Annotated in this window: 10 protein-coding genes; 1 reads left to right on the top strand and 9 read right to left on the bottom strand. The window is 41.3% G+C overall.

Going from position 1 to position 14,704, the window contains the following annotated elements:
* Positions 1–204: 204 nt before the first annotated feature.
* From sucD to sdhC, 9 genes are all read right to left on the bottom strand, one after another.
* Complete coding sequence (gene sucD, locus DYI81_RS16595; RefSeq protein WP_117008137.1) at positions 205–1,095, bottom strand: succinate--CoA ligase subunit alpha; 891 nt, start codon at positions 1,093–1,095, stop codon at positions 205–207.
* 12 nt (positions 1,096–1,107) lie between these two features.
* Positions 1,108–2,274, bottom strand: a complete 1,167-nt coding sequence (gene sucC, locus DYI81_RS16590; RefSeq protein WP_117008136.1) for an ADP-forming succinate--CoA ligase subunit beta — start codon at positions 2,272–2,274, stop codon at positions 1,108–1,110.
* Positions 2,275–2,447: 173 nt separating this feature from the next.
* On the bottom strand, positions 2,448–3,878 hold the full coding sequence (gene lpdA / locus DYI81_RS16585) for a dihydrolipoyl dehydrogenase (protein WP_106985722.1): 1,431 nt from the start codon (positions 3,876–3,878) through the stop codon (positions 2,448–2,450).
* A 60-nt stretch (positions 3,879–3,938) separates the two neighbouring features.
* Entirely contained in the window at positions 3,939–5,153 is a 1,215-nt protein-coding gene (gene odhB, locus DYI81_RS16580) for a 2-oxoglutarate dehydrogenase complex dihydrolipoyllysine-residue succinyltransferase (RefSeq protein WP_106985723.1), read from the bottom strand.
* Positions 5,154–5,169: 16 nt separating this feature from the next.
* Entirely contained in the window at positions 5,170–7,992 is a 2,823-nt protein-coding gene (locus tag DYI81_RS16575) for a 2-oxoglutarate dehydrogenase E1 component (RefSeq protein WP_106985739.1), read from the bottom strand.
* Positions 7,993–8,815: 823 nt separating this feature from the next.
* A complete protein-coding gene (locus DYI81_RS16570; protein ID WP_106985724.1) occupies positions 8,816–9,526 on the bottom strand; it encodes a succinate dehydrogenase iron-sulfur subunit in 711 nt (236 codons plus the stop codon).
* A gap of 14 nt (positions 9,527–9,540) precedes the next feature.
* On the bottom strand, positions 9,541–11,439 hold the full coding sequence (gene sdhA, locus DYI81_RS16565; protein WP_106985725.1) for a succinate dehydrogenase flavoprotein subunit: 1,899 nt from the start codon (positions 11,437–11,439) through the stop codon (positions 9,541–9,543).
* A gap of 12 nt (positions 11,440–11,451) precedes the next feature.
* The gene (gene sdhD, locus DYI81_RS16560) at positions 11,452–11,817 is read right to left on the bottom strand and encodes a succinate dehydrogenase, hydrophobic membrane anchor protein (RefSeq protein WP_106985726.1); all 366 of its coding nucleotides are present in this window, start codon (positions 11,815–11,817) and stop codon (positions 11,452–11,454) included.
* Entirely contained in the window at positions 11,817–12,215 is a 399-nt protein-coding gene (gene sdhC / locus DYI81_RS16555) for a succinate dehydrogenase, cytochrome b556 subunit (RefSeq protein WP_130125670.1), read from the bottom strand. Before sdhC ends, sdhD begins: the two co-directional genes overlap by 1 nt.
* Before the next feature lie 1,029 nt (positions 12,216–13,244).
* On the opposite strand from sdhC, the gene gltA reads away from it, so the two are divergent.
* The gene (gene gltA, locus DYI81_RS16550; protein ID WP_106985728.1) at positions 13,245–14,522 is read left to right on the top strand and encodes a citrate synthase; all 1,278 of its coding nucleotides are present in this window, start codon (positions 13,245–13,247) and stop codon (positions 14,520–14,522) included.
* Positions 14,523–14,704 lie beyond the last annotated feature (182 nt).

Below are 14,704 nucleotides of genomic sequence, written 5' to 3'. Positions count from 1 at the left end.
CTTCTTGAGTAAGATGAGTATAGTTCATGATGCAACTTTGACTTTGGTCGGTCGGAAGCATAATGCTAACTCATCTTGCTTTCTTCCAATACATTAATCTCTGTTGCACTTCATTTGAGAATCTAAGCAAGCTTAAAAACGCCTTTTAGCGCACAAAAAAAAAGAGAATCCTAAGACTCTCTTTTTTATGTTTAGATCAAGTGTTTAAACCAGACCTTTGCCTTTTAGCACTTCGTACATGGTCGAGCCTAATTCAGCAGGACTGCGTGTATACGCCATACCCGCTTTTTCAAAGGCAGCAAATTTTTCTTCTGCTGTGCCTTTACCACCCGAAATAATCGCCCCAGCGTGACCCATACGTTTACCTTTTGGCGCAGTTACCCCAGCAATATAACCAACCACAGGCTTAGTTACATTCGACTGGATATATTCAGCTGCCTCCTCTTCCGCTGTACCGCCAATTTCACCAATCATAATGATGGCTTCGGTTTGTGGGTCTTCTTGGAACAGTTTCAAGCAATCAATTTGGTTCATTCCCGGAATTGGGTCACCGCCAATACCAATACAAGTCGACTGACCAAGACCAAGCTTGGTAGTTTGCGCTACAGCTTCGTAAGTTAATGTGCCTGAACGCGAAATAATACCAATTTTGCCTGCTTGGTGAATATGACCTGGCATAATGCCAATTTTGCATTCACCTGGGGTAATAATACCTGGACAGTTTGGCCCAATTAAGCGTGCGTTATTGCCGTATGTTTCTAAGTAACGCTTGGCTTTTAGCATGTCTAAGGTTGGCACACCTTCTGTAATTACAACAATCAGCTCAATACCCGAATCAATGGATTCGATAATTGAATCTAAAACAAAAGGTGCAGGTACATAGATAGAAGTTGCTGTCGCACCTGTTTCACGCACTGCTTCTTTCATAGTATTGAACACGGGTAGGTCTAAATGTTTTTGACCACCTTTACCCGGCGTTACACCACCCACAACTTTTGTACCATAAGCAATGGATTGCTCAGAATGGAATGTCCCGTTTTTACCAGTAAAGCCTTGTACCAATACTTTTGTGTCTTTATTTACTAATACGCTCATGCTTGATTCCCCTTAGCCTTTTACAGCAGCAACAATTTTTTCTGCAGCGTCGGCTAGGCCGTTTGCAGAAATCAATTTCAGTCCAGATTCGTCTAGTAGTTTTGCACCGAGTTCTGCGTTATTTCCTTCCAAACGCACCACTACAGGCACAGTCACATTGACTTCTTGAACCGCCGCAATAATTGCTTCAGCAATCATGTCACAACGTACAATTCCACCAAAAATATTGATTAAAACCCCTTGTACAGACGTATCTGCCAAAATAATTTTAAAAGCTTCAATTACACGTTCTTTGGTTGCACCACCACCAACATCAAGGAAGTTTGCAGGTTGTCCACCATACAATTTAATAATGTCCATGGTCGCCATTGCGAGGCCTGCGCCATTGACCATACAACCAATATTCCCTTCTAAAGCCACATAGTTGAGGTCAAACTCAGAAGCTTTAAGTTCACGCTCATTTTCTTGCGATTTATCGCGTAGCGCTGCAATTTCAGGTAAACGATACAAGGCATTTGAGTCGATACCAATTTTTGCATCAACACATAAAATTTCGCCATTTTCACGTACCGAAAGTGGGTTAATTTCAAATAAAGCAAAATCATTTTCAATGAAAGCTTGGTAAGCTGCCGTCATAATTTTGACAAATTGGTTGATTTGACCATCTTTAAGATTTAAAGCAAATGCCACTTCGCGGGCTTGGAATGGCATTAAACCCACCAATGGATCAACTTCAACTTTAATAATTTTTTCAGGTGTTTCTTCTGCGACTTTTTCAATTTCGACACCACCTTCAGTCGAAGCCATAAAGGTCACACGACGACTTGAACGATCTACAACTGCACCTAGGTACAATTCGCGCTCTACAGGATATACATCTTCAGAAACCAAAATACCGCTTACAGGTTGACCCAATGCATCTGTTTGATAGGTCACTAAGCGTGAACCAACCATTTGGTTAACGTAGTCTGTCGCTTCTTGTGCAGATTTTACAACCTTAACACCACCTGCTTTACCACGGCCACCTGCGTGAACTTGGGCTTTGAGTACTGCAAATTTACCACCCAATTGCTCAAAAGCTTTTACCGCTTCTTCTGCAGTCGTAACAAATACGCCTTCTTGGACTGGCATGCCATATTTTTTTAATAACGCTTTGGATTGGTACTCATGTAAATTCATTCAATTACCTTTTTACTGCTTTTACTTTGTTATTACCGACCAATATTTAGACATCCATCAACACAATATTGGCTTGTTATTCAATTTCTTTATTCTTTATTAATAGATGATTGTTCATACAAAAACAACCATCAAAACAAAAAAGAGCGGCCAAAGCCACTCTTTTTAACATCTTATTTACGTTTACGCTGAATCGCGTGAATCGCACGTCCATCGACTGCAAGCGCAGCTTCATGAACCACTTCAGAGAATGTCGGGTGACCGAAAGTCATTAACTGAAGATCTTCAACACTTGATACAAACTCAAGCGCGATCATACCTTGGTGTACGATATCAGATGCTGCAGGTCCAATCACGTGCATACCAAGTAAACGATCCGTTTTTGCATCTGCAACAAACTTAACAAAACCAGCACCTTCGCCAGCAGCCAACGCACGACCGTTCACAGCAAAACCGAATTGACCAGTTTTAACTTCGTGACCTTTTTCAGTCGCTTGTTGTTCTGTTAAGCCTACCCACGCCGCTTCTGGGTGTGTGTAGATTACAGAAATGATCGTGTCATAGTTCACTTGTGCTGCATGACCGTGAATACGTTCAACAGCCATTACGCCTTCTTCCATTGCTTTATGTGCAAGCATTGGACCGCGTACCAAGTCACCAATTGCGTATACGCCTTCAACTGAAGTTGCACACCAATCGTTCACTTCAACTAAACCACGTTCAGTCAATTTAATACCGCAGTCATCAGCCAATAGACCTTCTGCATAAGCACGACGACCCACACAAACGATTAATTTATCGAATGCTTGAGTTTTTTCTTCGCCGCCTTGAGTGTATTTAACTGTAACTTCAGAACCGTTGATTTCAGTACCAGCAACTTTAGCGCCAACACGGATATCAAGACCTTGTTTAGTTAATAGTTTTTGGTAGTCTTTTGCCAAAGCTTTGTCAGCCATTGGTAAGAATGCATCCATTGCTTCAAATACAACAACTTCTGCACCTAGACGACGCCAAACTGAACCAAGTTCTAGACCGATTACACCTGCACCAATCACACCAAGACGCTTAGGCACTTCTTGGAATTCTAAAGCGCCAGTAGAGTCAACAATGATGTCTTGATCTACAGGAGCTACAGGAATATTTACAGGTACAGAACCAGTCGCAAGAATCACGTATTTAGGTTCTAAAATTTGAGTTTCGCCTTCGTGAGATACGAACTCAACTTTTTTACCAGCAAGTAATTTACCAGTACCTTTTAACCATTCAATACCGTTACCTTTTAATAACTGGTCAATACCGCCAGTTAATTGGTCAACGATTTTGTCTTTACGTGCAAGTAATTTTGCAAGGTCAAACTTCACTTCACCTGTGGTAATACCGTGGTCATCTAAGTGATGAACTGTATCTTCATAACGGTGAGATGAATCAAGTAATGCTTTAGATGGGATACAACCCACGTTTAAGCAAGTACCACCTAAAGATGGTTTACCTTTATGAATACGTTTTTCAATACAAGCTACTTTAAAGCCTAATTGAGCAGCGCGGATAGCAGCTTCATAACCACCAGGACCGCCACCAATAACAACTAAATCAAATTGAGACATGTGTATCTCCAAAAATGGGCCTAGAGGATCGCTCTAAGCCCATTGCATTATTCTGAAGTATTAAAGATCAAGGATTAGCTTAGCTGGTTCTTCTAACAATTCTTTGATTGTTACAAGGAAGCCTACTGCTTCTTTACCATCGATTAGACGGTGGTCATAAGAAAGCGCTAAGTACATCATTGGCAAGATTTCTACTTGACCATTTACAGCCATAGGACGTTCTTGGATTTTATGCATACCCAAAATCGCAGTTTGTGGCGTATTTAAGATAGGTGTAGAAAGCAATGAACCGAAAGTACCACCATTAGTAATAGTGAACGTACCACCAGTCATATCTTCGATGCCCAATTTACCATCACGCGCTTTACCAGCGTATGCACGGATACCGTTTTCAACTTCAGCATAGTTCATGCGGTCAGTATCACGAAGAACTGGAACCACTAGACCACGGTCAGAAGAAACCGCTACACCGATGTCGTAGAAACCGTGGTAAACGATGTCGTCGCCATCAATTGAAGCATTTACAGCTGGGTAGCGTTTAAGTGCTTCAGTTGCCGCTTTAACGAAGAATGACATGAAGCCAAGACGTGCACCATGACGCTTTTCAAAAGCATCTTTGTATTGCGCACGCATTTCCATGATTGGTTTCATGTTTACTTCGTTGAACGTAGTTAACATTGCTGTTTCTTGAGTAGCAGCAAGTAGACGTTCAGCAACACGCTTACGAAGACGAGTCATTGGAACACGTTTTTCGATGCGTTCGCCTACAGCAACACTTAGCGGTGCAACAGGAGCAGCAGCTGGTTTAGTTTGATGATTTGCAACATCTTCTTTAGTAATACGACCACCGCGACCAGTACCCGCAACATCAGTTGCAGCAATACCAGACTCAGTTAATGCTTTACGCACTGCAGGTGCTTGGTCAGCAACTTGAGCACGTTCAACAATCGGTGCATTGCCCGCTTGAGTTTGTGCAGCAGCTTGTTCTACTTTCTCTTCAGATTGAACTGCTTGAGTTGCTGCAGCGCCAGAAACAGCACCTTCAGCAAATTCAGCAATCACTTCAGCAGAAAGAACAGTATCACCTTCGTTTTTGATGATTGTAACAAGCGTACCATCAGCAGGAGCTACAACTTCTAAAACAACTTTGTCTGTTTCAATATCACAAATCACTTCATCACGTGATACTGCTTCACCAGGTTGTTTGTGCCAAGTTGCAACTGTACCGTCAGCAACTGACTCTGGGAATACCGGTGCTTTAATTTCGGTTGCCATTATTAAGAATCTCCTGTTATTCAGCTACGATCGCTAAAGCATCATTTACGAGCTGAGCTTGTTGTTTTGCATGCAAATATGGTGAACCACATGCCGGTGCAGCTGAAGCTTCACGGCCTGCGTAACTAATTTGAAGCTGTTTGCCAGACTTCATTACACCTTCGTATAGACGTGGCGCAATGAACAACCAAGCACCTTGGTTTTTCGGTTCTTCTTGAGCCCAAACCAATTCAGTAGCGTTTGGATATTGTGCAAGAACCTCAGCAAGACGCGCTTCTGGGTACGGATACAATTGTTCGATACGAACAATTGCTGTGTTGTTCAATTCTTTTTCACGACGTTTTTCAAGTAAGTCGTAGTAAACCTTACCACCACAAAGTACGAGACGAGTTACGTCTGACTTGTTGATGTTGTCGATTTCGTCGATCACAGTTTGGAATGTACCATTTGCAAGCTCTTCTAATGTAGATGTTGCAAGTTTGTGACGAAGAAGAGACTTCGGTGAAGTCACGATCATTGGCTTACGGATTGGACGAAGTGCTTGACGACGCATCGCATGGTAAATCTGCGCTGGTGTAGTCGGTGTGATCACTTGCATGTTTTCTTCAGCACATAGCTGTAAGAAACGCTCTAAACGAGCTGATGAATGCTCAGGACCTTGACCTTCAAAGCCGTGTGGAAGAAGCATAGTCAGACCGCATACACGCTCCCACTTCGTTTCGCCAGACGCGATGAACTGATCGATTACAACTTGTGCACAGTTTGCGAAGTCACCAAATTGCGCTTCCCAAATTACAAGGCTCTTCGGAAGAGTCGTTGCATAACCGTATTCGAATGCAAGAACCGCCATTTCTGACAATAATGAGTCATAAATTGCAGTACGTGGTTGGTTTTCTTTCAAGTTACATAATGGAATGTAAGTTGAACCATCTACTTGGTTATGAAGTTTTGCATGACGGTGTGAGAATGTACCACGGCCAACGTCTTCACCTGTTAAACGAACAAGGAAGCCTTCATCTAGAATAGATGCATAAGCTAAAGTTTCAGCTGCACCCCAGTTCAATGGCATTTCACCAGTCTGCATTTTCAGACGATCATCAATCACTTTAGCAACCTGACGTTGCATCACGAAGCCTTCAGGAAGCTCGCGCATTTTCGCACCAAGCTCTTTTAGACGTTCGATTGGGAAAGTGGTATCCCATTTGTCTGTATATTCATGGCCTAGGTAAGGTTTCCAGTCCACAAACATTTTTGTATTTGGCTCAAGTACCAACGCATTTGCAACGTGTTTACCTGCTTCAAGGTCAGAACGATACTGTTCAACCATTGCATCAGCAGAAGCACGATCAAGAACGCCTTCTTGTACAAGTTTGTCAGCATAAAGCGTACGAGTAGTCGCTTTTTTATTGATGATTTGATACATCATTGGCTGAGTTGCAGCTGGCTCGTCGGCTTCGTTATGACCACGACGACGGTAGCAGAACATGTCGATTACGACGTCTTTACGGAATGTATGACGGAAATCGTGTGCCAATTGAGAAACAAACAATACAGCTTCAGGATCATCACCGTTCACATGGAAGATCGGTGCTTGGATCATTTTCGCGATGTCAGTACAGTATTCTGTAGAACGTGCATCACGTGGATCAGACGTTGTGAAACCAACTTGGTTGTTCACGACGATATGAACTGTACCACCCACTGTGTAACCACGAGTTTGTGACATTTGGAAGGTTTCTTGGTTAACACCTTGACCTGCAAATGCAGCATCACCGTGAACGATGATTGGTAATACATCATCACCACCGATATCTTTACGACGTACTTGACGTGCGCGTACAGAACCTTCAACTACAGGTCCAACGATTTCTAAATGTGATGGGTTAAACGCTAGTGCCAAGTGAACTTCGCCACCCGGAGTCATAACGTTTGAAGAGAAACCTTGGTGGTATTTAACGTCACCAGAGCCTTTTTTATGAAGTGCTTTACCTTCGAACTCACCAAATAGGTCAGCTGGGTTTTTACCCATGATGTTTACAAGAAGGTTTAAACGGCCACGGTGAGGCATACCGATAACCACTTCTTTACAACCTACAGAACCTGCACGTTGAATCAAAGAGTCAACCATAGGGATGAATGATTCACCACCCTCTACACCAAAACGCTTCGCACCAACGAACTTGTTACCTAGGTATTTTTCAAGGCCTTCAGCAGCTGTTAAGCGTTCAAGTACATGCTTTTTCTGTTCAGCGCTAAAGCCAAATTGACCTTTAGCACCTTCAAGGCGTTGTTGAATCCAACGTTTTTCTTTGGTATCAACAATGTGCATGTATTCAGCACCAATTGAAGCAGCATAAGTTGCTTCCATCGCTTGAACCATTTCACCTAGAGTTGCTTCAGTTTTACCAATCGCAAGATTACCCGTGTTGAACGGTGTATCAATATCTGATTGAGTTAAACCATGTGCAGCAAGGTCTAGATCAGGCACGATTTCGCGCTTAGCCAAACCAAGTGGATCTAATTTTGCTTTTTGATGACCGCGGTTACGGTATGCAGCGATGAGTTGTAATACACCAATTTGACGGCGTTCGTGATCAGTGCTTACTGCGCTTTGAACGACAGGTTGAACACGACTTGAATTACGTCCTAATAATAGGAATTGCTCACGTACATTGCTGTGCGGTTGATCACCTTTAGGGAATTTATCGAAGTATTCGCGCCAGTCAGCTTCCACTGAGTCTGGAGCCGTTAAATACTGCTCATAAAGTTCTTCAATATACGCTGCACTGTCAGCGGAAAGTTCAGTGTCAAGACGCAGTGCGTCAGCAACTTCTTGCATTTGTGGACCCATTTCCTATTGCAAAAACATTTCAGGATGCTTTTTAAGCGAACCCATGATTAATAATGTCTTATTGGTAAAAAGACATTAGTCCCCATTAGGCTTAAGCCATGAGGCGTTATCACTACATTAGGATTTCCCAATGTGATTAACGAACAATAACACCCCTCAGCGGCATCATCACTCATTGTAATACCCAGCAAAACCGGGCAATTTTTTGCAAATCGTCTTAGATAAAATAAATTCGACTATTTACTTTGTCTAAACCGACTTCAAAACATGTCATCTGACATTTATATACTGCTTTAATGCTTTAAAATGTAGAAAAAATGTACCAATTTCATTCACATTTTTCGCATATAGTCGTATGTTAAATGCTAACACGTAACCTGTTTTCAATTGATTTTTTTGACACATACCTCCCATAAATTGGCTAAATACAGTTCAATATTTTCCAGCTAAGATATGGTGCTTTAAGTTCAAAAATCTTGCAATCGATACTAAAGTCTTAACAAATAGTGCCAAATAAAACAAAAGAGTGTTCAATATTTCTACCGACACCCTCTTATGCGTTATATGATAACATTTTCCATTCACATTTACATGCCCAGCTGAGCAACCCGTCATTTATTAACCACAATAATTTTGCAAATTTCATCAATTTTGCTGACATCTAGCAACTCAATACTGTAGCGTTATATTTTAAAGCTATTTTAAACATCGCTATTTTGCATAAGTTTTCATGACATTCCCATGACATAAATGATCAGCATAAAAAAAACGCACCCAAAGGTGCGTTTTTTTGACTTACATCAGTACCGCATTAGCCAGCCATATCTAAAAGCATGTTACGGATGTGACCGATTGCTTTAGTAGGGTTCAAGCCTTTAGGACATACTGACACACAGTTCATGATACCTTTACAACGGAAAAGCGAGAATGGGTCGTCAAGACGCTCCAAACGCTCTTGTGTAGATGTATCACGTGAGTCAATGATGAAACGGTATGCATTTAACAATGCTGAAGGACCCAAGAACTTGTCTGGGTTCCACCAGAATGACGGGCATGAAGTTGAACAACATGCACAAAGAATACATTCATACAAACCATCTAAGTGTTCACGATCTTCAGGAGACTGCAAACGCTCTTTAGGAGGCGCTGGCTGATTGTTGATTAGGAACGGATGGATTTTGTTGTACTGATCGTAGAACTGATTCATATCTACAACCAAGTCTTTCACTACTGGAAGACCTGGTAATGGACGAATCGTAATCACGTCAGGTAAGTCGTTTAGGTTCCAAAGACACGCTAAACCATTTTTACCATTGATGTTTACACCATCAGAACCACAAATACCTTCACGGCATGAACGACGGAACGTTAAAGATTCGTCTTGCACTTTTAATGCTAGAAGCGCATCAAGCAACATACGGTGCTTGTCTGTCAACTCTAGTTTAAAAGTTTGCATGTACGGAGCTGCATCCTTATCAGGATCGTAGCGGTAGATATTAAATGTACGAGTACCTCTACTCATCTTACTTCTCCCAATTAGAATGTACGTGGTTTAGGTGGAATAGCATCTACCGACAATGGACGGTAACGTACTGGTTTGTACTCTAGACGGTTATCTACAGAGAACCATAAAGTGTGTTTCATCCACTCATCATCACGACGGCCGTATGGGTAGTCAGCATGATCAGGTGGTAATTCGAAATCTACCACTGTATGCGCACCACGACATTCTTTACGTGCAGCTGCAGAAATTAATGTAGCTTTCGCAACTTCATACAAGTTTTCAACTTCTAGAGCTTCAACACGCGCTGTGTTAAATACTTTAGATTTGTCTTTCAAGTGAATGTTACGTACACGTGGTTCGATCGCAAGAATCTGTTTCACACCTTCTTCAAGAAGTGCAGATGTACGGAATACACCAGCGTGGTCTTGAACGATGTCACGGATTGCATCTGCAACTTCTTGAGCATTTTCACCAGAAGTAGATTCATCAAGATGACGAACACGATTCAAAGTGTTTTCAAGAACAGTTGTAGGTAATGGAGCGTATTCATCACCATGGTGTTTAGTTACATAGTCAACAATATGTTCACCAGCAGCTTTACCAAATACAACCAAGTCAAGCAATGAGTTTGTACCTAGACGGTTTGCACCGTGTACAGATACACATGAACATTCACCGATTGCATAGAAACCTTTCACTGGTTTAGTGAAATCACGGTCGCCCGCGTTGTGTGAGTACACATCAGTTTCTTTGTTGTAGTTCGCAACCAAAGCTTCAGTTTCACGAGCTACAGGAACAACTACTTGACCATGAATGTTTGTAGGAATACCACCCATTTGGTAATGGATTGTAGGTACTACAGGAATTGGCTCTTTAGTAATGTCAACGTTCGCGAATTTCTTACCAATCTCGAATACAGATGGAAGACGTTTCATGATTGTATCAGCACCAAGATGCGTCATATCAAGCAAGATGTAGTCTTTCTTAGGACCACAGCCACGACCTTCTTTAATTTCTTGGTCCATAGAACGTGATACGAAGTCACGAGGTGCCAAGTCTTTAAGTGTCGGAGCATAACGTTCCATGAACGGCTCACCAGCATCGTTACGAAGGATTGCACCTTCACCACGACAACCTTCTGTCAACAATACGCCTGCGCCCGCAACACCTGTTGGGTGGAATTGCCAGAATTCCATATCTTGTAATGGAATACCTGCACGAGCCGCCATACCAAGACCGTCACCAGTGTTGATATAAGCGTTAGTAGATGCACGGTAAACACGACCAGCACCACCAGTAGCGAACAATGTTGCTTTACCTTGGAATACTGCAATTTTACCAGTTTCTTGGTCAATTGCTGTAACACCAAGTACATCACCAGCTTCGTTACGAATAAGATCAAGCGCGATCCATTCTACGAAGAATTGAGTACCCATTTTCACGTTGCTTTGATAAAGCGTGTGAAGAAGCGCGTGACCTGTACGGTCGGCAGCTGCACATGCACGTGGAACTGGTTTTTCACCATAGTTCGCAGCATGGCCACCAAATGGACGTTGGTAAATTGTACCGTCAGCGTTACGGTCAAATGGCATACCAAGGTGTTCAAGCTCGTATACAACTTGAGGCGCTTCACGAGTCATGAACTCGATTGCGTCTTGGTCGCCTAACCAGTCAGAACCCTTAACAGTGTCGTAGAAGTGATAGTGCCAGTTATCTTCTTGCATGTTACCAAGAGATGCACCGATACCACCCTGCGCCGCTACAGTGTGTGAACGAGTTGGGAATACTTTAGTCAATACAGCAACTTTCAAACCAGCTTGAGCAAGTTGGTAAGAAGCACGCATACCTGAACCACCACCACCAACGATGACTGCATCGAAAGTTTCGTGTGGAATATTTGTGTAATCTTCTTTAGGGGTTATAGCGCCCATGATTGTTTCCTATCAATTCGCCCAAAAAATCTGGATCGCCCAGATTGCGTATGCAAATACAGCAATAATAACTGCAGAAGTCAGCACTAAACGCAGACCATTTGCTGAAGGACCCATTTGACGAGTAGTCACATAGTCTGTGAATACTTGCCACATACCGATCCACGCATGCGCAACAAGAGATAAGACAGCCAATAAAGACATAATCTTCATTGGTAATGTCATCATAAAGCCGTACCACTGTTCAAATGTAAAACCACTGTTGCAAAGGATCCAACCAAAGACAACAACAGTATATACAGCCAGTACCACAGCACTTAAGCGTTGGACAAACCAATCACGAGAACCTGAACCCGAAAAACCTGAAGCACTTTTCATTAGAGTACGATCCATACAAATGCCGCAATAATACCGATTGCAGACAAGATTAATGCGATAGTAGCTGCTGTACGACCACTTTGTAGCTCTTCCGCTACGCCAACGTCAGCAAGCAAATGCTTAACACCAGCAATAAAGTGATAGATTAAACCGGCTACAAATACCCATACGATGAAGCGAACAATGAAACCATTAAAGATTTCTTGAACCGCTGCAAAGCCTTCTGGTGAAGACAATGATTTGTCTAATAACCAAAGCAGTACCGGTACAAGTAAAAATACGATAACACCTGAAAGACGGTGTAAAATTGATGCAATAGCCACAGGGGATTTTAAGTTTACTGATAAAACTTGACCCATGGACAAATTGACAGGTCTGTTGCTTTTCACAGCGGGCATCCTGTAAGTAAAAACTCCATCCGGAGTTTGTTGGAATTAATTCGAAGGAAAGCTGGCATTGTTCGGACTTATTTATATATTAAAGCTAGATAAATAAGACCTAAACTTTTAACGACACTGAATTATAAAACGTGAACTATCAAAATACAAACAATGCCATTTAGGAAATAATCAAAAAAATCCTTAAATAAGAATCATTAACAATTAATTTAAACATAAAAACAATGTAAAAAGATCAGATTTAAACACTATGTTATTGGTTTTCAAATATTAAATGTTATTTTCATAAATAGTTTTTGGCGTTGTAATAGTTGTTTTTTACTTTAGACTAAAGCACAAAAAAAGTTTATGTCTGTCCCCTCTTTATTTTAATCAAAAACATAAGTTTATCCAACACCATTATTTAGCAACTAAATACTTATTATTTATTTTCAAAAACATTTGTGAAATATCACGTGACTTAATAACAACTTAGTCTGTGAATAACTCTATGTTTTGCACAATTTTAACGCTAAAAACTGCCATTTAACTGGCAAAAAAATTAAAAATCGAATACTAAACACCCAATTTTATACTTTTAATAAGTCATTTTTTGAGCAAACAAACTTTTTTACAACTTCTATTTAGCGCTTTTAATTATGAGTAATAAAACGACACTTTCATGAATCACAAACCTGTAAGTTACGAGAATTATAATAATTTAAGTCATAATATGACTTGATTAATAAGAAACATTCAGAGTTTTTAGCAATTAAAATTTGTTTACAAATAAAGCAGCAACATCATTTAAGTCTGCAACTCTGCTCTAATTTGACTTATCATACTGCGTCGATGCTGTAATTGACTCATTTCAAGTTGGATAAAGAGATGACCAAACCTGTGTGAAGGTGGCACTTTTATCCATAAGTATAATTGACAAAATTTCAGTACTCACTAATCTTATAGCAAATTTTGATCCGTCTGATTCTCGCATTAAAATATTAGCATTAAGAGTCAGATAAACACTCACCGGGACAGGAGATCTATTGAATGTCTGAAGCAACTGGCAAGAAAGCTATTTTACAGCTTGATGGCAAAGAAATTGAATTACCAATTTACAGCGGCACATTGGGCCCAGATGTAATCGACGTTAAAGATGTATTGGCCGCAGGTCACTTTACTTTTGATCCTGGTTTTGTATCTACAGCTGCATGTGAATCTAAAATCACATTCATCGATGGCGGTAAAGGCGTTCTTTTACACCGTGGTTACCCAATCGCTCAGCTTGCAACTAAAGCAGACTACTTAGAAACTTGTTACCTTCTTTTGAATGGTGAGCTTCCAACAGCTGAACAAAAAGAAGTATTTGATGCTAAAGTTCGTAACCACACTATGGTTCACGACCAAGTTAGCCGTTTCTTCAATGGCTTCCGCCGTGATGCGCACCCTATGGCGATCATGTGTGGTGTTGTTGGCGCGCTTTCTGCGTTCTATCACAACGGCTTCGATGTTGAAAACATTGACCACCGTGAAATCACTGCAATCCGCTTAATCGCTAAAGTACCTACTTTGGCTGCTTGGACTTACAAATACACAGTAGGTCAACCATTCGTTTACCCACGTAACGATTTAAGCTATGCAGAAAACTTCTTGTACATGATGTTTGCTACTCCAGCAGATCGTGATTACAAAGTTGACCCTATTCTTGCGAAAGCAATGGACCGTATCTTCACGCTTCATGCAGACCACGAACAAAATGCTTCTACGTCTACAGTACGTCTTGCTGGTTCTACTGGTGCTAACCCGTACGCATGTATCGCTGCTGGTATCGCTGCACTTTGGGGCCCTGCTCACGGCGGTGCAAACGAAGCTGTTCTTAAGATGCTTGATGAAATCGGCACTGTAGAGAACGTTGCTCCGTTCATGGAAAAAGTGAAAACTAAAGAAGTTAAACTTATGGGCTTCGGTCACCGAGTTTACAAAAACTTCGATCCACGTGCGAAAGTAATGAAAGAAACTTGTGACGAAGTGTTAACTGCACTTGGTATCAACGATCCACAACTTGCTTTGGCTATGGAACTTGAACGTATTGCGCTTTCTGACGAATACTTCATCAAACGTAACCTTTACCCTAACGTAGACTTCTACTCTGGTATCATCCTTAAAGCGATTGGTATCCCAACAGAAATGTTTACTGTAATCTTCGCTCTTGCACGTACTGTTGGTTGGATCAGCCACTGGTTAGAAATGCACAGCGCACCTTACAAAATTGGTCGTCCACGTCAGCTTTACACTGGTGAAGTTGAACGCGACATCCAAGGTCGTTAATTCGCAAGAATTCTTCGATATAAAAAAACCGCCCTTTGTGGCGGTTTTTTTATATCTTAGATTCTCAAATGAAGTGCAACAGAGATTAATGTATTGGAAGAAAGCAAGATGAGTTAGCATTATGCTTCCGACCGACCAAAGTCAAAGTTGCATCATGAACTATACTCATCTTACTCAAGAAG

Origin of the sequence: Acinetobacter sp. SWAC5, assembly GCF_003419885.1 — a bacterium.
In the GTDB taxonomy this organism is placed as follows: Bacteria; Pseudomonadota; Gammaproteobacteria; order Pseudomonadales; family Moraxellaceae; genus Acinetobacter; species Acinetobacter cumulans.
This window is presented reverse-complemented; position numbering and strand designations above follow the sequence as displayed.

Excerpts from the sequence above, each read along its gene's own strand:
- sdhC (WP_130125670.1), bottom strand. The coding sequence starts at position 12,215 with ATGCCCGCTGTGAAAAGCAACAGACCTGTCAATTTGTCCATGGGTCAA.
- DYI81_RS16575 (WP_106985739.1), bottom strand. The coding sequence starts at position 7,992 with ATGCAAGAAGTTGCTGACGCACTGCGTCTTGACACTGAACTTTCCGCT.
- gltA (WP_106985728.1), top strand. The coding sequence starts at position 13,245 with ATGTCTGAAGCAACTGGCAAGAAAGCTATTTTACAGCTTGATGGCAAA.
- sdhA (WP_106985725.1), bottom strand. The coding sequence starts at position 11,439 with ATGGGCGCTATAACCCCTAAAGAAGATTACACAAATATTCCACACGAA.
- DYI81_RS16570 (WP_106985724.1), bottom strand. The coding sequence starts at position 9,526 with ATGAGTAGAGGTACTCGTACATTTAATATCTACCGCTACGATCCTGAT.
- sucD (WP_117008137.1), bottom strand. The coding sequence starts at position 1,095 with ATGAGCGTATTAGTAAATAAAGACACAAAAGTATTGGTACAAGGCTTT.
- odhB (WP_106985723.1), bottom strand. The coding sequence starts at position 5,153 with ATGGCAACCGAAATTAAAGCACCGGTATTCCCAGAGTCAGTTGCTGAC.
- sucC (WP_117008136.1), bottom strand. The coding sequence starts at position 2,274 with ATGAATTTACATGAGTACCAATCCAAAGCGTTATTAAAAAAATATGGC.
- sdhD (WP_106985726.1), bottom strand. The coding sequence starts at position 11,817 with ATGAAAAGTGCTTCAGGTTTTTCGGGTTCAGGTTCTCGTGATTGGTTT.
- lpdA (WP_106985722.1), bottom strand. The coding sequence starts at position 3,878 with ATGTCTCAATTTGATTTAGTTGTTATTGGTGGCGGTCCTGGTGGTTAT.